Origin of the sequence: Streptomyces spectabilis, from assembly GCF_008704795.1 — a bacterium.
GTDB classification, from domain to species: domain Bacteria; phylum Actinomycetota; class Actinomycetes; order Streptomycetales; family Streptomycetaceae; genus Streptomyces; species Streptomyces spectabilis.
Map to the genome: position 1 here is coordinate 1,692,504 of NZ_CP023690.1, position 19,086 is coordinate 1,711,589.

12 protein-coding genes are annotated in these 19,086 nt (G+C 74.3%); 5 read left to right on the forward strand and 7 right to left on the reverse strand.

Annotation, left to right across the window (positions count from 1 at the left end):
- The first annotated feature begins 176 nt into the window (after window positions 1-176).
- Together CP982_RS06770 and CP982_RS06775 are read left to right on the forward strand one after the other, a co-directional pair.
- Window positions 177-1,766: an alkaline phosphatase D family protein gene (locus CP982_RS06770; protein WP_150509656.1), complete on the forward strand. Its 1,590-nt coding sequence runs from the start codon at window positions 177-179 to the stop codon at window positions 1,764-1,766.
- A 380-nt stretch (window positions 1,767-2,146) separates the two neighbouring features.
- On the forward strand, window positions 2,147-3,556 hold the full coding sequence (locus tag CP982_RS06775) for a GNAT family N-acetyltransferase (RefSeq protein ID WP_184924784.1): 1,410 nt from the start codon (window positions 2,147-2,149) through the stop codon (window positions 3,554-3,556).
- 70 nt (window positions 3,557-3,626) lie between these two features.
- Here CP982_RS06775 and CP982_RS06780 read toward each other — a convergent pair whose 3' ends face one another.
- Both CP982_RS06780 and CP982_RS06785 read right to left on the reverse strand, forming a co-directional pair.
- The gene (locus CP982_RS06780) at window positions 3,627-4,496 is read right to left on the reverse strand and encodes an NAD(P)-dependent oxidoreductase (protein ID WP_150509657.1); all 870 of its coding nucleotides are present in this window, start codon (window positions 4,494-4,496) and stop codon (window positions 3,627-3,629) included.
- Between the two features lie 130 nt (window positions 4,497-4,626).
- The gene (locus CP982_RS06785) at window positions 4,627-5,211 is read right to left on the reverse strand and encodes a TetR/AcrR family transcriptional regulator (RefSeq protein WP_150509658.1); all 585 of its coding nucleotides are present in this window, start codon (window positions 5,209-5,211) and stop codon (window positions 4,627-4,629) included.
- Window positions 5,212-5,347: 136 nt separating this feature from the next.
- Here CP982_RS06785 and CP982_RS06790 point away from each other — a divergent pair, with 136 nt between their 5' ends.
- The gene (locus CP982_RS06790; RefSeq protein WP_150509659.1) at window positions 5,348-7,060 is read left to right on the forward strand and encodes a DUF885 domain-containing protein; all 1,713 of its coding nucleotides are present in this window, start codon (window positions 5,348-5,350) and stop codon (window positions 7,058-7,060) included.
- A 10-nt stretch (window positions 7,061-7,070) separates the two neighbouring features.
- On the opposite strand, the gene CP982_RS06795 is transcribed toward CP982_RS06790, so the two are convergent.
- A complete protein-coding gene (locus CP982_RS06795) occupies window positions 7,071-7,586 on the reverse strand; it encodes a rhodanese-like domain-containing protein (protein ID WP_150509660.1) in 516 nt (171 codons plus the stop codon).
- Between the two features lie 94 nt (window positions 7,587-7,680).
- Here CP982_RS06795 and CP982_RS06800 point away from each other — a divergent pair, with 94 nt between their 5' ends.
- Complete coding sequence (locus CP982_RS06800) at window positions 7,681-8,127, forward strand: Lrp/AsnC family transcriptional regulator (RefSeq protein ID WP_150509661.1); 447 nt, start codon at window positions 7,681-7,683, stop codon at window positions 8,125-8,127.
- Window positions 8,128-8,129: 2 nt separating this feature from the next.
- On the opposite strand, the gene CP982_RS06805 is transcribed toward CP982_RS06800, so the two are convergent.
- From CP982_RS06805 to CP982_RS06815, 3 genes are all read right to left on the reverse strand, one after another.
- On the reverse strand, window positions 8,130-11,162 hold the full coding sequence (locus tag CP982_RS06805) for an AAA family ATPase (RefSeq protein WP_150509662.1): 3,033 nt from the start codon (window positions 11,160-11,162) through the stop codon (window positions 8,130-8,132).
- On the reverse strand, window positions 11,159-12,325 hold the full coding sequence (locus CP982_RS06810) for an exonuclease SbcCD subunit D (protein WP_150509663.1): 1,167 nt from the start codon (window positions 12,323-12,325) through the stop codon (window positions 11,159-11,161). The genes CP982_RS06805 and CP982_RS06810 overlap by 4 nt, the downstream gene beginning before the upstream one ends.
- Window positions 12,326-12,488: 163 nt before the next feature.
- The gene (locus tag CP982_RS06815) at window positions 12,489-13,115 is read right to left on the reverse strand and encodes a YigZ family protein (protein WP_150509664.1); all 627 of its coding nucleotides are present in this window, start codon (window positions 13,113-13,115) and stop codon (window positions 12,489-12,491) included.
- A gap of 477 nt (window positions 13,116-13,592) precedes the next feature.
- Here CP982_RS06815 and CP982_RS06820 point away from each other — a divergent pair, with 477 nt between their 5' ends.
- A complete protein-coding gene (locus CP982_RS06820; RefSeq protein WP_150509665.1) occupies window positions 13,593-16,880 on the forward strand; it encodes an AfsR/SARP family transcriptional regulator in 3,288 nt (1,095 codons plus the stop codon).
- A gap of 269 nt (window positions 16,881-17,149) precedes the next feature.
- Here the strand turns inward: CP982_RS06820 and CP982_RS06825 are convergent, their stop codons facing one another.
- Complete coding sequence (locus CP982_RS06825) at window positions 17,150-19,006, reverse strand: AfsR/SARP family transcriptional regulator (RefSeq protein WP_150509666.1); 1,857 nt, start codon at window positions 19,004-19,006, stop codon at window positions 17,150-17,152.
- Window positions 19,007-19,086 lie beyond the last annotated feature (80 nt).

Sequence of the window (19,086 nt, forward strand, 5' to 3'; positions counted from 1 at the left end):
CCGCTCGTTCACGTACCAGGCCCGGCCGGTCGGACAGGCATCGGGTCCAGTGGGCCCGCACGGCGGTTTCCCTGGAGCCATGGCCAGTTGTTCACTTGGGGTTCGCGTGCGAGCCGTGACACGAAAGTAAACGTGGCTCCGCACACCGAACGACCGCCGTCCCTGGAGGCGCCCTGATGTCACACCGTCCGTCGAGCCCGTCCCCGCGCCGCCGCAGCGTGCTGCGCGGCTCGCTCGCCGTGCCCGCCGCGCTGGCCGTGCCCGCCGTGCCCGCGCTCGGCGGCGCCGCCCCGGCCTTCGCCCGCTCGGGGCGCCCCAGTGCCCGCTGGGGCGTGCAGGCCGGTGACGTGAGCGCGCACTCGGGTCTGGTGTGGGTCCGCTCCGACCGCCCCGCCCGCATGATCGTGGAGACCTCCGCCACCGAGTCGTTCCGCAGATCCAAGCGCTGGTACGGGCCGCTGCTCGGCCCGCGCACCGACTTCACGGGGACGACGCGGCTGCGCGAACTGCCCTCCGGCGAGCAGATCCACTACCGCGTGCTCCTGGCCGACCCGGACGACCCCAGACGTACGGGCAAACCGGTCACCGGCACGTTCCGCACGGTCTCCCGCTCGCGCAAGGACGGCGTGCGCTTCCTGTGGTCGGGCGACATCGCGGGCCAGGGCTGGGGCATCAACCCGGATCTCGACGGCTGGCAGGTCTACGAGGAGATGCGCCGGCGCGACCCGGACTTCTTCCTGTGCAGCGGTGACAACATCTACGCCGACGGCCCCATCCAGGCGAGCGTCACGCTGCCCGACGGGCGGGTGTGGCGGAACGTCACCACCGAGGAGAAGTCGAAGGTCGCCGAGACGCTCGCGGAGTTCCGCGGCAACTTCCGCTACAACCTGCTCGACGAGCACGTGCGCCGCTTCAACGCCCAGGTGCCGTCCATCGTGCAGTGGGACGACCACGAGGTGCGCAACAACTGGTATCCGGGACAGATCCTCGACGACCCGCGCTACACGGAGAAGAACGTCGACGTCCTCGCGGGGCGTTCGCTGCGGGCGTTCAGCGAGTACTACCCGATCTCGACCCAGCGCCCCGGCGACAAGGACGGGCGGGTGTACCGGGTGCTGCGGCACGGTCCGCTCCTGGACGTCTTCGTGCTCGACATGCGCACGTACCGCAACGCGAACTCGCCGAACCGCCAGCCCGAGGACGCCACCGGCATCCTCGGGGCCGAGCAGCTCGCCTGGCTCAAGCGGGAGCTGTCGCGCTCGCGCGCGGTGTGGAAGGTGATCGCGTCCGACATGCCGCTCGGCCTGGTCGTCGCGGACGGCCGGACGAACTTCGAGGCCGTCGCGCAGGGCGACCCGGGCGCGCCGCTCGGCCGTGAGCTGCAGATCGCCGAGCTGCTGCGGCACATCAAGCACCGCCGGATCACCGGCACGGTGTGGCTGACCGCCGACGTGCACTACACCTCGGCGCAGCACTACGACCCGGCGCGCGCCGCCTTCAAGGACTTCGCGCCGTTCTGGGAGTTCGTGTCGGGCCCGCTCGCCGCGGGCGGCTTCCCCGCCGTGAAGCTCGATGGAACCTTCGGTCCGGACCAGACGTTCGTCAAAGCGCCGGACCGGCCCAACACGTCGCCGGCGGAGACACCGCCGTACTACGGAGAGGTGGACATCGACGGCGGCAGCGGCGAGTTGACGGTGCGGCTGCGCCAGCAGGGCGGGGGCGTGCTCTTCACCAAGGTGCTGCAGCCGGGGCGCGTGGGCCAGTGAGCCTCCGGCGGACGCGTCCGCCGGTGAGCGCTCGCGGGTGCTTCCGTTGGCGCGTGCGGATGGGCGCTTCCGCCGGTGAAGTGCTGGACGGCACGTCCACCGGTGCGCCACGGTGGACGCGGTGCCGCTGCCGCCGCGGTCGGTGACAACGCGCGGACCGGCGGCGGCCGCAGGATCGCGCGGGCCGCAGGGCCCGCGGCGGTCGAAAGGGTCGGACGGACCGAGAGGTCAGTGACGATCAATGGGCCGGTGACGGCCGACGGGGGAGATCGATGGACCATCACGGTGAACTAAAAGGAATGAAAGCGACAGAACCGCACTTAACTCATCAGTCACAAGACGTTCGTGATCACGCAACACCCTTGGGCCACAGTGACGGTATGAGTGCTGACATGCCTGATGTGACACGGAGGAAGGACGGCCGGCCGGTGCACCACTGGCGCCGGGACGTCGTCGAACTGGCCGCGCTGTTCACGGCCGTGGCCGTCGCGGACGCCGCGGCGAATCTCGTGGGCCACGGCCCTGACGGGCCCGAGCTGCTGCTCGTCTCGGCCGTCACCCTGGTCGCCACGGCCGGGTTCCACACCTGGTGGGCGCGGCGCCACACCCACGCACCGCCCGGCACGGGCGATACCGATACCGGCGCCCGGACCTCCGCCGCGGAGGACCGGGCCGCCGCCCCGACCGGAGCGGCGCCGTCCGCCGACGGGTCGACGCTGTGGCGCATGCGGACGACCGTGCGTGACGCGCCGGGTTCGCTCGCCGCGCTGTGCACGGCGCTCGCGCACGAGCGCGTCGACATCCTCAGCCTGCAGACGCATCCGCTGGCCGACGGCACGGTCGACGAGTTCCTGCTGCGCGCGCCCGCCGCGCTCCCCGGGGCGGAGATCACGCGCGTGATCGCCGCGGCGGGCGGATCGAGCACCTGGATCGAGCGGGCGGACGCGCACGACCTGGTGGACGCGCCCACGCGCATCCTGGGCCTCGCCACCCGCACCGCCCTGGACGCCGCCGAACTGCCGCTGGCACTGCGCCAGTTGCTGGGCCGCTGCACGATCCGCTCGCTGCCCGCCCGGCAGGGCCGGGACACCGATGAGGCAGTGCCCGCCGAAGGCGCCTGGGAAGGCACCGTGCTGCGTCTTCGGGCCCCCGAGGGCGGAGTGATCACGGTCGAGCGTCCGTATCTGCCGTTCACCCCCACGGAGTTCGCCCGCGCGCGGGCCCTCGTGGAGCTGGACGCCAGGCTCGGCCCGCGCGTGCCGCGCGGCGAGGACGTCCTGACCCTCGCCGAGGGCAACGACATCACGGTCAGCCGCGCCGACACCACCGACCTGGACGCCGCGAAGGCCATGCACGGGCGCTGCTCCCCGCGCACCCTCGGGATGCGCTACCACGGTCCGGTGGGGGACGCCGACCGCTATCTGAACCATCTGCTGAGTCCGCGCTTCGGCCGCACCCTGGCCGCGCGCACGGCCTCCGGCCGCGTCGTCGGCCTCGGCCATCTGCTGTGGGACGGCGACGAGACGGAGATCGCGCTGCTCGTCGAGGACGAGTGGCAGCGCCGCGGCGTCGGCCGCGAGCTGCTCGCCCGCCTCGTCTCCATGGCCGGCGAAGCGGGCTGCGACAACGTGTACGCGGTGACGCAGTCGTCCAACACCGGCATGGTGGCGGCGATGCGCGGCCTCGCCCTGCCCCTCGACTTCCAGATCGAGGAGGGCACGCTGGTCATCACCGCGCGCCTGGACGCGACACCGGTGCGCTCGCAGCTTCCGTACGACAGCCACCAGTGAGTTCTCGCGACAGCGCCGGCCCCGTGCCGGGGCCCGGGCGGTCCCGGGCCCCGGCGCGGGTCACCGGTCCCTAGGCGACGGCGTCCGGGGCGAGGTGCGAGGCGGCCATGTCCTGGTCGCCGTAACCCGCCGCGGCCGCCCGCTCGAACCGGCGCAGGCCTGCCGCCGTGACGTCCACCGGTACGCCCGCGGCCCCCGCGGCCTCGACGACCAGGCGCGCGTCCTTCGCCGCGTTGGTCACGGTGAAGCTCGGCGTGTGGTCGCCCGCGAGCATGGCGGCCGCCTTGGCCCGGAAGAACGGACTGTCCAGGGGCCCGCCCGCGACCACGTCCACGACGAGCGCGGGATCGACGCCGAGGCCCTCGGCCAGGGCCAGGCTCTCCGCCGCGCCGTGGGTGAGCGCGAACACGAAGCTGTTCAGGGCGAGCTTGAGGCGGCTCGCGGCGCCGTGCTCATCCGAGACCCACACCGTACGGCTGCCGATGGCGTCGAAGACCGGCTCCACCCGGTTCCGGTCGGCCGGTGGACCGGAGGCCAGGACGACGAGCCGCCCCTGCTCCGCGGGCTGCTTCGTGCCCTGCACCGGGGCGTCGTACAGGACGAGTCCATGGCGCTCGGCCACGGCGGCCAGGTCGTCCGCGGCGGCCACTCCCACCGTGCTCAGCTGGGCCCAGACGGCGCCCGGGGCGAGGCCCGGCGCCGCGGCCTCCATGACCTCGCGCACCGCGGGCCCGTCCTTGAGGACGGTCACCACGACGTCGGCGCCCGCCACCGCCGCGGCCGGGTCGGTGTGCGCCTCCACACCGTCGAGCGCGGCCAGTGCGGCGGCCTTGGCGGGGGTGCGGTTCCACACGCTCACCGCGAACGTCCCGCGCAGGTTGCGCGCCACGGGGGCGCCGATGGTGCCGGTGCCGAGGACGGCGACCTTCTTCCGAGTCATGGGATTCCTTCCTGTGCGGGTCCGTCGGACCCGAGGTGAAAGCCTGTGGGGGCGGCCGCTGTGGCCGCCTTTTCTTGACCGTTCATTCCACTATTTGGGCATGCGAAGGTCAACCGCCTTCGGATCCCCGTCAGTCCAGGAGCGCCAGGGCCTGCTCCGCCGCGTCGCGCACCCGGTCCGGCCCGCCGGAGACCTTCCCGACCACGCGGATGCCCTGGAGCAGGACGAGCAGCATGCGGGCCAGGGCGCGCGGATCGCGGTCGTCCGGGATCTCGCCCTGCGCCCGGGCGCGGGTGAGCGCGGCGCGCAGCAGCGTCTCCAGGCCCTCCCAGTTCCGCTCGATCCTGCGGTCCGCGGCCTCGTCGTGCGGGGCCAGCTCCGCGGCCGTGTTGGTGATGAAGCAGCCGGTGCGGCGGCAGTCGGCCGCCGAGGCCTCGGCGGCGAAGCGGCGCACGAGGATCCGCACCCCGGGCAGCGCGGGCCCGGGGCGCGACAACTCCTCGACCAGCTCGGGCTCCCGCGTCTGCGCGTACCGGTCGAGGGCCTTCAGATACAGCTCGTGCTTGTTGCCGAAGGTCGCGTAGAGGCTGGCGCGTCCGATGCCCAGGTGCGCGACGAGGTCCGCCATGGACGTCGCCTCGTACCCCTTGCCCCAGAACAGTTCGAGCGCCGACTGGAGCGCCGCGTCGGGGTCGAATTCCTTGCTCCTGGCCATGGAAGAGGACGCTAGCCGCAACTGGAACGGTCAGTCAAACACTCCTGTGGTGCGACGAACGCCCAGGCGGGGGCGGCCGCGCCCGCCGCGGCAAACGCCCGTGACGCGCGCCCCGGTCTCGTATCAGGATGTCCGCATGTCAGACACGAAGATCGCAAGCACCACGACGGGCCCGGGTCCGCTGCCCCGTGAGGTCGCCGACGCCTTCGTCGAGGAGCTCGTCGCCCTCGACCCCGTCACCGGCACCTACCTCGGCGTGAGGGAGAGCCACAGCAAGCTGCCCGACCTCTCCCCCGCGGGTCACGCGGCCCGCGCCGCGCTCCTGCGCACCACCCTCGCGCGGCTCGACGAGGCCGAGGCACGCCCGGGGGCCGACGCCGCGATCGAGCGGCGCTGCGGGCGGCTGCTGCGGGAGCGGCTCACGGCGGAGCTCGCCGTGCACGAGGCCGACGAGCCCCTGCGCACCGTCGGCAACCTGGGCACCCCGCCGCACGAGGTGCGCGAGATCTTCACGGTGACCCCGGCCGACACCGAGGAGGACTGGGCGGCGATCGCCGAGCGGCTGCGCGCCGTGCCGGCCGCGTACGAGGGCTATCGCGCCTCGCTCGCCCTCGGCCTGGAGCGCGGTCTTCCGGGCGCGCCGCGGCCGACGGCGACGTTCGTCGAGCAGCTCACCCAGTGGGCGGGGCCGCGGGACGGGCGCGGCTGGTTCGAGGACTTCGCCGCGGCCGGGCCCGCCGCCCTGCGCGGCGAACTCGACGAGGCGGCGAAGGCGGCGACCGGCGCGGTCGTGGCCCTGCGCGACTGGATGCGGGACGTGTACGCGCCCGCGGTCGCCGACGCCCCCGACACGGTGGGCCGCGAGCGCTACGCGCTCCTGTCCCGCTTCTTCAACGGCACGGACCTGGACCTGGACGAGGCGTACGCCTACGGCTGGGCGGAGTACCACCGGCTGCTCGGCGAGATGCGGACCGAGGCCGAGAAGATCCTGCCCGGCGCGGCCACGCCGTGGGAGGCGCTCGCGCACCTGGACGAGCACGGCACGCACATCGAGGGCGTGGACGAGGTCAAGGAGTGGCTGCAGGGCCTGATGGACGAGGCCATCGAGGCGCTCGACGGCACGCACTTCGAACTGGCCGAGCGGGTGCGGAGGGTGGAGTCCCGCATCGCCCCGCCCGGTGGTGCCGCCGCCCCGTACTACACCGCTCCGTCGGAGAATTTCTCCCGGCCGGGCCGGACCTGGCTGCCGACGATGGGCCAGACCCGCTTCCCCGTGTACGACCTGGTGTCGACCTGGTACCACGAGGGCGTGCCCGGCCACCACCTGCAGCTCGCGCAGTGGGCGCACGTCGCCGCCGACCTGTCCCGCTACCAGGCGACGGTCGGCATCGTCAGCGCCAACGCGGAGGGCTGGGCGCTGTACGCGGAGCGCCTCATGGACGAGCTGGGCTTCCTCACCGACCCGGAGCGGCGGCTCGGCTATCTGGACGCGCAGATGATGCGCGCCCTGCGCGTGATCGTCGACATCGGCATGCACCTGGAGCTCGAGATCCCGGCGGACTCCGGCTTCCACCCCGGCGAGCGGTGGACCCCGGACCTGGCGCAGGAGTTCTACGACGCGCGCTCCAGCCGTCCCTCGGACTACGTCGAGAGCGAGATGACGCGCTATCTGACGATCCCGGGCCAGGCCATCGGCTACAAGCTCGGCGAACGCGCCTGGCTCCTCGGCCGCGAGAACGCCCGCCGCCGCCACGGCCCCGCCTTCGACGCGAAGGCCTGGCACATGGCAGCCCTCTCACAGGGCTCACTGGGCCTCGACGACCTGGTGGACGAGTTGTCGGCGCTCTGAACGGGGCGGTTCAGCAGCCGCAGTCGCCGTCGGCGGGGGCCGTCAGCGGGTCCACCGCTCGACGGTCCTCGCCCTCCCAGGTCTCGTACGGGAAGCCCTCGCGGGCCCAGTACTCGAAGCCGCCGAGCATCTCCTTGACCTGGAAGCCGAGTTCGGCGAGGGCCAGGGCGGCGCGGGTCGCGCCGTTGCAGCCGGGGCCCCAGCAGTAGGTGACGACGGGCACCGACTTGTCCAGGAGGGCCTCCGCCTGCGCCGGGATGAGCGCGGTGGGCAGGTGGACGGCGCCGGGAACGTGGCCCTGGTCCCAGGACCCGGTGGAGCGGGAGTCGAGGACGACGAAGCCGGGGTCGCCGTCGGCGGCGAGCGCGGCGGCGACGTCCGACACGTCGGCGTGGAAGGCGAGGCTCGCGCCGAAGTAGGCGGCGGCCGCCGCGGGGGCGGCCGGGGGCACGCGGAGGACGGGGTTCGAGGGCACGCGGGGGACGGGGTTCGGGGCGGTGGCGCTCGCGGCGGTGATCGTGTTCATGGCCGAAAATCTACGGGGCGCACTGTCGGCGCTGAACCCGCGATTCCCGGCGTACCCCTTGATCAGCCAAGGTTTTCCCTGTTTCCTCTCGGGCATGACCGGTTATTCCACGGACGCCACCGACTGGCGCATCCTCGAGGTCCTCCAGCGCGACGGACGGGCCAGCTACGCGGAGCTCGCGCGGGCCGTCTCGATGTCCCCGAGCGCCGTCACCGAGCGGGTGCGCCGCCTGGAGGAGGCGGGCGTGATCCAGGGGTACGCGGCCGTGGTCGACCCGGAGCGGCTCGGCCTGCCGATCCTCGCGTTCGTCCGGCTGCGCTATCCGAACGGCAACTACAAGCCGTTCCACGACCTGGTCGACGTGACGCCCGAGATCCTGGAGGCGCACCACGTGACCGGGGACGACTGCTTCGTCATCAAGGTCGCCGCGCGCTCGATGCGGCACCTGGAGGAGGTCTCCGGGAAGATAGGCGCGCTCGGCGCCGTGACGACGAGCATCGTCTACTCCTCTCCCCTGCCGAGGCGCCCGCTGGGCCGCTGAGCTCACCCGGCGCCGCGCTGGCGCACCACAGAACCCTCGCGCCCCTTCACGACCTCCAGCTGCGCGTGCACGCGGCGGCGCAGGTCCGCGACGTGGCTGACGATGCCGACGCTGCGGTCCCGCTCGCGCAGGGAGTCCAGGACGTCCAGGACCTCGTCCAGGCTCTGGTCGTCCAGGGTGCCGAAGCCCTCGTCGATGAAGAGCGTGTCCAGGCGGACGCCGCCCGCCTCGTCCGTGACGACGTCCGCGAGGCCGAGCGCGAGGGCGAGGGAGGCGAAGAACGTCTCGCCGCCGGAGAGCGTGGCCGTGTCCCGCTCGCGGCCCGTCCAGGCGTCGACGACGTGCAGACCGAGGCCCGAGCGGCCGCGGCCGGTGCGGTCCGCGGAGTGGACGAGGGTGTAGCGCCCCGACGACATCCGCAGCAGCCGGGCGGTGGCCGCCGCCGCGACCTGTTCGAGACGGGCCGCGAGGACGTACGACTCCAGGCGCATCTTGCGTTCGTTGTCCGCCGATGTGCCCGCGGCGAGCGTGGCGAGGCGGGTCACGCGGTCGTACTCGGCACGCAGCGGCGCGAGTCGGCGGGCCGCCGCGGCGGAGCGGGCGGAGAGCCGGTCGAGGTCGGCCCTGCGCCGGTCGGCGGCGTCGCAGCCGGACGCGGCGGCGCGCGCCCGGCGGTCCGCGGCCTCGGCGGCGGCCTCGGCCGCGGCGAGGGGGGCGGCCGGGCGCCGGGCCGCCGCGGCCGCGTCCGGCTCGGCGAGCAGCGCGCGGACGGCCGCCTCCTCCTGCTGCCAGGCGTCGACGCGGTGCTGGAGCTCGCGGTGCCGGGCGTCGTCCAGGAGCGCGGCGGCAGCGGCGGCCGGGGTGTCGAACCCGGCGCGGAAGGCGGCGTCGGCGAGGCGGGCGTCGGCGTCCTTCAGGCGCTTGGCCGTGTCGTCGGCGGCGCGCGCGGCGTCGGCGGCCTCGGTGAGGAGTGCGGCCCCGCGCTCCAGTTGGGCGGCGCGCTCGGCGACGCTCGCACAGCCGCCGCGCGCGTGGGCCAGCTCCTGGGCAAGCCCGGTCCGCTCCCGCTCCAGGGCGTCGCGCAGCGCGGCGCGGGAGTCGACGCGGCGCGCGGCCTCCTGCTGGGCCGTGACCCTGCGGTCGTGCTCGCGCTCGGCCCGGGCGAGCGTCTCGCGCACGGCGTGCTGCCCGGCCGCGCGGTCCCGGGCCGTGTCGTACGCCTGCCGCAACTCCGCCACGGACGCGGCGAGTTCGGCGGCCGGCGTGTCCGAAGCGGCCGCGGTGGCCGCGGCGAGCTCGGCGCGGACGTCGGCGTGTTCGCGCGCGGCGGTCTGCGCGGCCTCCTCGGCGCGCCGGTGGGCGGCGAGTGCGGCCTCCTCGGTGGCGCGGTCGACGTGCCCCTCGGCCTTGCGGGCGGGCACGGGGTGGTCGGTGGCTCCGCACACCGCGCACGGGGCGCCGTCGACGAGGTGCGCGGCCAGCTCGGCCGCGATGCCCGCGAGGCGGCGCTCCTTGAGGCCGAGCCAGTGCTCGTGGGCACGGGCGGCGTGCTCGCGGGCGGCCAGGGCGCGCTCCCCGGCCGTGGCGGCCTGCCCGGTGAGCCGGTCGCGGCGCCGGGCGGCGTCAAGGCGCTCCTGGTCGGCCTTGAGCTGACCGGCCAGGTGCTCGGTGCGGGTCGCGGCCTCCTGGGCGGCTTCGATGTCCTGCTGGAGGCGGGTGCGGGTGCCGTCCCAGTCGGCGAGCCAGCCCTCGGCCTCCTGGAGGAGGTCCTCGTCGGCCCGCTCCTGGCGGTCCAGGTCGGCGCGCTGCGCGGACAGTTCGCCCAGGCGGTGCTCGGCGCGGCGGGCCGACGCGAGTCCGCCGAGCTCCTCGCTGGCCTTGCGGGCGGCGCTCGCGAGGCCCGCCGCGCCCTCGTCGGCGTACGCCGCGGGGAGCCGTCCGCGCGCGTGCGCCTCGGCGGCGGTGGCGCGGCGGTGGTCGGTGTCGGTGTCCGCGCGCAGCGCGAGGGCGGGGGCGACGGCCTCCGCCTTGCGGGCCTGCTCCATGCGGGCGAGCACGTCCCGGTGGTCGGCCGCGCGCTCCTCCAGGCGGGCCGCCCGCTCCTGCGCGTCGGCGAACCTCCTTTGCAGGCGCGCCAGTTCGCGTACGTCGTCGAGCGCGGCGGCCGCGGCGGCGCGGGCGGACTCGGCGCGGGCGAGGGCGGAGCGTGCGACGGTGTGCCGCTCGCGGGCGCCGGAGCGGGCCACGGCGGCCCAGGCGAGGACGGCCTCGGCGAGGCCGGGGTCGCCGGGCTCGGCGTCCGGCAGCGGCAGCTCGGCACCGGCTTCGCCGGGGCCCGCGCCCGCCGCCTGCTGCATGCGGTGGGCGTCCGCGAGGAGCGCCGCGTCGGCCTCGCGGACCTGGGCCTCGGCGGCGCGGCGCCGCTCGGCGAGCCGCTGCTCGACCGCGGCGAACCTGCGGGTGTCGAAGAGCCGTCCGAGGAGCTTGCCGCGGGCCTCCGCGTCCGCCCGCAGGAAGCGCGCGAAGTCGCCCTGCGGCAACAGCACGACCTGGCAGAACTGCTCCTTGCTCATGCCGAGGAGCTGGGTGACCTCCTCGCCGATCTCCTGGTGGGAGCGGCTGAGGTCCTTCCAGGTCCCGGCGGCCCCGGCGGCCTCGCCGGGAACGTGCTCGCGCAGCCAGCTCTGCGCCTTGTCCGTCGTGGTGCCGGTGCCCCGCTTCTTCGGGCGCTCCCACGGGGGCTGCCGGGTGATCTCCAGCCGGCGGCCCGCCACGGTCAGCTCCAGGCGGACCTCCGTGCGGGTGTCCGGGCGCGCGTGGTCGCTGCGCAGGGTCGCGCCCTGGCCGCTGCCCTGGCGGGGGCCCGGCACCGAGCCGTACAGCGCGTAGCACACGGCGTCGAGGACGGAGGTCTTTCCGGCGCCCGTCGGGCCGTGCAGCAGGAAGAGCCCGTCGGCCGACAGCTCGTCGAAGTCGATGTCCTGGGTGGTGCCGAAGGGGCCGAAGGCGGTGATCCGCAGCCGGTGCAGCCTCATCCGGCCACCTCGCGCAGCATGTCGTCGGCGCGGACGGCGTCGAACGCGTCCCGCAGCACGGCCCGCTCCTTCTCGTCCGGGCCCGCCCCGCGCACATGGGTCACGAAGTCCTCCGCGATCTGCTGGTCGGTGCGGTCCTTGAGGCGCCGCGCATAGGACACTCCGGGCTCCTCGGGGGCGCGGGCCGGGTCGAAGACGAGGCTGAGGGTGTGCGGGAAGCGCTCGCAGAGCCGGGCCATCGGGTCGTCCGGGCGCACGGGGTCGGTGAGGGTCGCCTCGATCCACGCGTCCTCGTGCCGGGCGAGGCCGGGGTCCGCGAGGAGGTCTTCGAGCTCGCCCCTGACGCGGGCGAGCGGCCGGGGCACCGGGCAGTCGACGCGCTCCGCGGCCGTCAGCTCGCCCGCCGCGCCCAGCTCGACGAGCCACATGCTCTTGCGGTGGTCGGCCTCGGAGAAGGAGTACGCCAGCGGGGAGCCGCTGTAGCGCACGCGCTCGGTGAGGGTCTGGCTGCCGTGCAGATGGCCGAGGGCCACATAGTCGACGCCCGCGAAGACGGCGGAGGGCACGGAGGCGACGCCGCCGACGGTGATGTCCCGCTCGCTGTCGCTGATCTCTCCGCCGGTCACGAAGGCGTGCGCGAGGACGACGGAGCGGGTGCCGCCCGGCCGGGCGGCCAGGTCGGCCCGCACCCGGTCCATGGCGGCGCCGAGCACCGCCTCGTGTCCGGCGCGCTCGACGCCGAACTCGTCCTTCACCAGTGCCGGTTCCAGATACGGCAGGCCGTAGAAGGCCACGTCCCCGTGCGCGTCGGTGAGGACCACGGGCTCGCCGCAGCCGGCCGGGTCGGTGCGCAGGTGGATGCCCGCGCGGTCGATGAGCCCGGCGCCGACGCCGAGGCGGCGGGCCGAGTCGTGGTTCCCGGAGATCATGACCGTGGGCACGCCGAGCTCCGCGAGGCGGTGCAGCGCGTCGTCGAACAGCTCGACGGCGGCGAGCGGGGGCACCGCCCGGTCGTACACGTCTCCCGACACGACGACGGCGTCCACCCCGCGCTCGCGGACGGTGGCGACGAGATGGCCGATGAACGCGGCCTGCGCGTCGAGCATGCTCACCCGGTGCAGGGCCCGGCCGAGATGCCAGTCGGAAGTGTGCAGCAGCCTCATGGCCCCCGAGACTAACGGCCGGGTCTGACATCACGGCCGCGTACTCCCGCATCACGCGCTGTGCGGCACGGGAGCGCCCCGTCAGGGGCGCGGGGAACCGCGCGCCCAGCCACGACGTGGCAGCAGACGACAGACGGCCGGGGCTCCGCAGGGCCAAAGCCGGTCAGGCGTCCCCGTACGCCTCTCCGCCCAGTTCGAAGCCCGCGCTGCCCGCCGTGGCGTCCGCCAGCCAGGCACGGAACCGCTCGACGTCGGCCTCCGGGAGGCCGATCTCGATGCTCACCGCCTCGCCGTAACGGACGTCGCGCACCTCGCGGCCCGCCGTGCGCAGGTCGTTCTGCAGCTTGCCCGCGCGCTGGTGGTCGACGGTGACGGTGGCGAGGCGGAAGCGGCGCCGGGTGCGGGTGCCGAGCGCGTCCAGGGCCTCGCCGACCGCGCCGCCGTAGGCCCTGATGAGCCCGCCCGCGCCGAGCTTGACCCCGCCGTAGTAGCGGGTGACGACGGCCACCGCGTACCGCATGTCACGGCGCAGCAGCATCTGGAGCATGGGCACACCCGCCGTGCCGCCCGGCTCGCCGTCGTCGCTCGCCTTCTGTACGGAGGCGTCGGCACCGATGACGTACGCGTAGCAGTTGTGCGTGGCGGTGGGGTGTTCCTTGCGGACGCGCGCGATGAAGTCCTGGGCCTCGCGCTCGGTGGCGGCGGGTGCGAGCGCGCACAGGAAGCGTGAGCGGTTGATCTCGGTCTCGTGCACGCCCTCACGGGCCACGGTGCGGTACTCGTCCTGCATCCGCCCAGCGTATGCCCCCTCCCCGACGGCCCGGACGGCGCCCGAGGGCGCCGGGCGGACCGGTGCGCCTGCTTGCCGCTCTCGGAGGACCGTGGGTACTTTTTCGGCGGTTCACTTGTTCGTCGCGATTAGTCGACGGCCGTACCTCGGCCTACCCCACTTCTTACTCACAAGTACCACAACGACATTACCCTGCAGTATTTATAGGATTCAGCCGCAGCGAATCCGGAAGCCCCAGCAGGAACCGAGGCAGTTACCGCTGCGTCTATTGATGGGCATTCAGAACCGGGCATCACAGCACGGTGAAAAATCGATGAGCGGTACGGAATTGCGGACTCCATTTATGGTTCCGATGCATGATTCCTCCGCACTGATGCGTAGGGTGTAACACTCAAGTGCTCTGGTCAGGGACACCAGGGCTCCGGAGGAGATATGGGGCACCGATTCAGATTCAAGATTCTCGGCCCGCTCTCCGTCATGTCCGGCTCCGGCCAGGTGCACGTGGGAGGCCCCCGGCACCGCACGATCCTCGCGTCCTTGCTGCTCAACACGGACCGAATCGTGTCCGTCGACGCACTTGTCGACACGGTGTGGGACGGCCGTCCGCCGGCCACCGCACGCACCCAGGTGTCCATCTGCATCGCGGCGCTGCGCAAAGCATTCAAGGCTGCTGGATTTACGGACCAGGTCATCGTGACGGCGCACCCGGGATATCTGTTGCGCATCGGCGAGCACGAGGTGGACGCCACCGAGTTCCACCAGCTCGTGGCCGCGGCGGAGGAGGCCGTCCGGACTGACCGGTTAACGGACGCCGCCCACGCGTACACCACGGCCCTCGGCCTTTGGGAAGGGCCCGCATTGACGGGTGTGACGGGCCGTGCGGTGGAGGACGAGGCGCGGCGCCTGGACGAACTGAAGCTCAGCGTGTACGAGGACGCCACCGAAGTGCAGCTGCGCCTCGGCCGGCACCACCGGGTCATTTCGGAACTGGCCGCGACGGTCCGCGCCCACCCGCTGCGCGAGCGCGCGCTGCACCTGCTGATCACCGCCCAGTACCGCTCGGGCCACCGCGCCGAGGCCATGGAGAGCTACCGGCAGGGCCGCAAGCGCTTCATCGACGAGCTCGGGCTCGAACCGGGGCCCGAGCTGAAGGAGCTGCACCGCTTCATCCTCCAGGACGACCGCGAGCGCGGGACCGCCGCGGAGGACGGCGCGGGCCTCGACCCGCCCGCCGCCGCGCCGCCCCCGCACGATCCGCCCTTCGAACTCCCCACGGACGCCCCCGGGTTCACCGGCCGCGCCCGCGAACTGGAACAGCTCGACGTGCTCCTCGACCGCGGCACCGACGTGCGCGGGCCGACGGCCGGCCTGATCAGCGGGCTCGCGGGCGTGGGCAAGACCTGCCTCGCGGTGCGGTGGGGGCGCGGCGCCGCGGAGCGGTTCCCGGACGGCGTGCTCTTCGCCGACCTGCACGGCTACGACGAGCGCCACGAGCCCACGGCCGCCGCCGAGGTCCTCGGCGGATTCCTGCGCTCCCTCGGCTTCGCGGGCGTGCAGATCCCGCAGGCACCCGAGGAGCGGGAGTCGATGTACCGCAGCGCGCTCGCCGACCGGCGCGTCCTCGTGGTCCTCGACAACGCCCGTACGTACGCGCAGATCGAGCCGCTGCTGCCGAGCAGCGAGGGCTGCAGCGTCCTCGTCACCAGCCGGGACCAGCTCGCGGAGTTCGTCGCCTGGCCGCCGCGGGCGCGGGTGCACCTCAACCGGCTCGCCCCGGCCGAGGCGGTGGAGCTCGTCGACCGCGTCGTCGGCTCCCAGCGCGTCGCCGCGGAGCCCGCCGCCGTGGCCCGGCTCGTGGAACTGTGCGACCTGCTGCCGCTCGCGCTGCGGATCGCCGCCGCGCGGCTCGCCGCCAAGCCGCACTGGACCGTGACCCACCTGGTGTCCCGGCTCAGCGACGAGGAGCGGCGCCTGGACGAACTGAGCCAGGGCAGCTCCCGCATCCGGGCGAGCTTCGGGATCAGCTACCGCTGTCTGTCCGCGGACGCCGCCCGGCTCTACCGCGGCCTCGGCCTGCTCGACGTCCACGACTTCGCGCCCTGGGTGGCGGCGGCGCTGCTCGACACGGACCAGTTCACCGCGGAGCGGCTCATCGAGCAGCTCGTCGACGCCCAGTTCCTCACCGCCCTGGGACCGGACGCGGCCGGGCAGCCCCGGTACCACTCCCCCAGCCTGCTGCGCATCTTCGCGCGCGAGCGGGCGCACGGGGAGGACGCGCAGGAACAGGCCCGCGCCGCCGTCATCAGGGTCCTGCGGGCGGCGCTCGGCCTGGCCGAGCAGGCCCACCGACGGCTCTACGGCGGCGACTTCAGCATCATCCACAGCGCGGCGCCGCGCTGCACACCGCCCGACGACCTCGTCGCCGAACTGCTCGCCCTGCCGCTGGAGTGGCTGGAGGCCGAGCGGCTGTCCCTGGTACGTCTCGTCGGGCAGGCCGCGGGGGCCGGCCTCGACGAGCTGGCCTGGGACCTCACCCTGTGCACGGTGGTCCTCTTCGAGACCCGCAACTACGTCGACGACTGGCGCCAGTGTGCCCAGCGGGCCCTGACCGCCACCCGCGAGGCGGGCAACGTCCGCGGCCAGGGCGCCATGCTGTACGCCCTCGGCGCCCTGGAGATGCGGCTTCGCCGCTTCGCGGGCGCCGACGCGGGCTTCACCGCGGCGCTCGCGCTGCACGAGCTCGCGGGCGAGGAGCACGGACGCGCCCTGGTCCTGCGCAGCATGGCGATGATCGACCAGATGCGCGGCGCGACGGACTCCGCGATGGAGCGCAGCGTGGCCGCCCTGGAGGTGTTCCGGGCGGTGGGCGACCTGTCGTCGCAGGCCCACGTGCTCAACAACATGGCGCAGATCGAGCTCGACCGCGGCCATCTGGCGCAGGCGCGCAAGCTCAGCCTCCGGTCGGTGCGGATCTCGTCGGGCATCAGCCCCGGGGGCGCCCGCAGCACGGCGCAGGGCACGCACCGGCTGGCCCGCGTCTATCTCGCGGAAGGCCGGTACGACTTGGCTGAGAGCGCTCTCCTACGCATGATCCGCATCACCCGGGCCAGCGCCGACCTGCTCGGCCTCGCCCACGGTCTGCTGGGCCTCGGCGAGGCCCGGCTCGGCCGCGGGGACTGGGAGCAGGCCCGCGCCACGCTCCTGCACGCCCTGGACATCGTGGCCACGGTGCACAGCCCGCTGGTCCTGGGGAAGATCAAGCTGGCCCTCGGGGAGGCCTGCGGCATGGGCGGTCAGGACGAGCGCGCCCGGGAGTATCTGAGAGCCGCCCGTGACTGCTTCCTGCGCGTGGGCGTAGACGACTGGGTCAAGCGCGCCGACGAGGCACTGGCCGCCCTGCGCACCGCGAGACCGCCGGGGCGCGACGCGGGCCAGGCCCGCGAGGGCGAGGCCGGGCGGCGTCTGACGGTGCCCCAGCCGCGCGGCTCCCGGGACCGCGCGGCCACGGAGCGCGCCATGTGGAACCCCGCGGCGGCGGCACGGGCCCGCGCCGGGCACACGCCCGCGGAGCACGGCGACCACGAGGAGGACGGCGCCGAACCGGGGCCGGATCGCGGCGGGCCGCGCCGGGGGCGCCCCGACCAACAGGCCGCGGACCGCGAACTCCCCCGGCCCACCGCCCTGGGCCTGGCGCCCGGGGTGCTGGGGTCCGGGCCGGGCGGCGGCCCCCCGCACGAGGGGCCGCGCGAGCACCGCGATGGCTGAGCTGGGCCGATATCGCGGTGCCCGCGCGGAGGAAGGCGGATCGATAGGGGACCGAAGTCCCCGCTCCCTACTGTCGGCCGCGCGGACCGTGCCACGCTTCGCGCGCGCCGCCCTTGTCGTTCTTGTCGTTCTCGTCAGTTCGTGGAAGGAATGCGATGCACAGCAAGCGCACCACACCGGGCGGCGATACCGCCCGTCTCACGGGCCGGGCCGTCGCCGGGCCCCAGGAGCCCGGCGACGACGAGGACTGGCACGCGGTCCCGCAGCGGTCAGGTCCGCGCGGGCTCGGCTCTCGCCCGCCCCAGTGACTGGCTGAACAGCACCACCAGTTCGTGGAAGCGGTACAGCGGCCGCCCCAGGCGGTCCACGCCGCAGATGTCCAGGAGCGCGGCGTCCACCAGGCGCTCAAGACGCTGCTCGGCCGTCGACTCGGGTTCGGCGAGGCAGCGGGCGGCGGTCTCGGCCCGGAAGGGCTCCGTGCCGAGGGCCGCCAGGCACATCAGCGTACGGCCGGTGTGCCGGGGGAGCTGCCGCAACGAGGTGAGCAGGGCACCGCGCACGTCCAAACCTCCGTACGACAGTTCACGTAGCCGCGTCGACGGCTCCGCCAGGCGGTTCGCCAGCCACGACGCGGGCCAGCGGGGCCGGGAGGCAAGGCGGCTGCCGACGACGCGCAGCGCCAGCGGCAGGCCGCCGCAGCGGGCGAGCAGCGCCTGGGTCGCGGCCGGGTCGGCGAGGAGCTGGGCCCGGCCCGCCACGCTGACGAGCAGGTCGAGCGCGGCGCCGTCCTCCAGGGGCGTGAGCACCGTGGTGCGGGCCTGGGTGACCCGTGGCAGGCGGGCCCGGCTGGTGATCAGGACCGTCGCCTCGGGCGAGCCCGGTACCAGGGGCTCGAGCTGGCCGCTGTCGACGGCGCCGTCGAGGACGACGAGCAGCCGCTTCCCCGCGGTGCGGATGCGGTAGAGGCGGATCAGCTCGTCGAGGCAGGTGCGTTCGTCGTAGGAGCCGTCCGCGCCGCCCACGCCTCCGGGGGCGTCCGCGAGGTCCGGCACCGCGCCGAGCGCCCGGAGCAGCATCGTCAGGACGTCACGCACGCTGCGGGGCGTGCCGTCGGCCGTGGTCAGTTCGGCGAAGAGCTGGCCGTCGGGGTAGTGCCGGGCGGCGGCGTGCGCGGCTCTGACCGCGAGCGCCGTCTTGCCGACGCCCGCCATGCCGGTGACGAGCAGGCCGCGCGGGCCGCGGCCGTCGGGCTCCGGCGTCAGCTGCTTGCGCATGGACTCCAGCTCGCTCTCCCGGCCGATGAGTTCCTCCACGTCGGCGGGCAGCATCGAGGGCCGGGGCGCGCCGTCGTCGGCGTCGGCGGCCGGGGCGCCGCCGCCGGCGCCCGGTCCCGAGCCGAGCTTGCCGACGAGGACCGCGTGGTAGGTCGAGCCGAGCGTCTCCCCCGGGTCGATGCCCAGCTGGTCCGCGAGGACGTCACGGCCCTCGTGGTAGCTGCGCAGCGCCTCGGCCTGCCGCCCGCACCGGTAGAGGGCGGTCATCAGCTGCGCGCGCAGCTTCTCCCGCAGCGGGTACTCCGCCACGAGCCCGGTGAGTTCCGCGGTCAGCCGCTCGTGGCGGCCGAGCGCGAGGTCGGCCTCGATGCGGCGCTCCAGGACGTGCATCCTGGCCTCCTCCAGGCGCGGCAGCTCGGCTTCGGCGAGATGGTCGGTCACGCCGGAGATGCCGGTGCCGCGCCAGAGGCCGAGGGCCTGGCCGAGCAGGGCGGACGCCTCGCGGTTGCGGCCCGCGGCGAGTTCGGCGCGGCCCCGCTCGGCGAGCCGCTCGAACTCGATGAGGTCGACGGTGCTGCGGGGCGCGCGCAGCGCGTACCCCGGCGGACGGCGCTCGATGGCGACCTCGTCGCCGAGCAGTTTCCGCAGCCGCGACATGTACGTGTAGATCTGTGCGCCGGACGTGGCCGGCGGCTCCCACCCCCACAGCAGCGTGCTCATGCGCGCGTCCGACACCACCCGGCCCCGCGCGAGCAGCAGAGCCGCGAGGACCGTAGGAACTTTGGATCCGGTCAGGGCGACTCTGTCGGCGCCCTTCATTGCTTCCACCGGGCCGAGGACTCGAAAGTCCATCTCGGCACCCCCCGTCGTCAGGCGAACACTTGCCGGGCCTGACGCTACGAAGTGCCGTTATCCACGGCTTATTCGGCGGA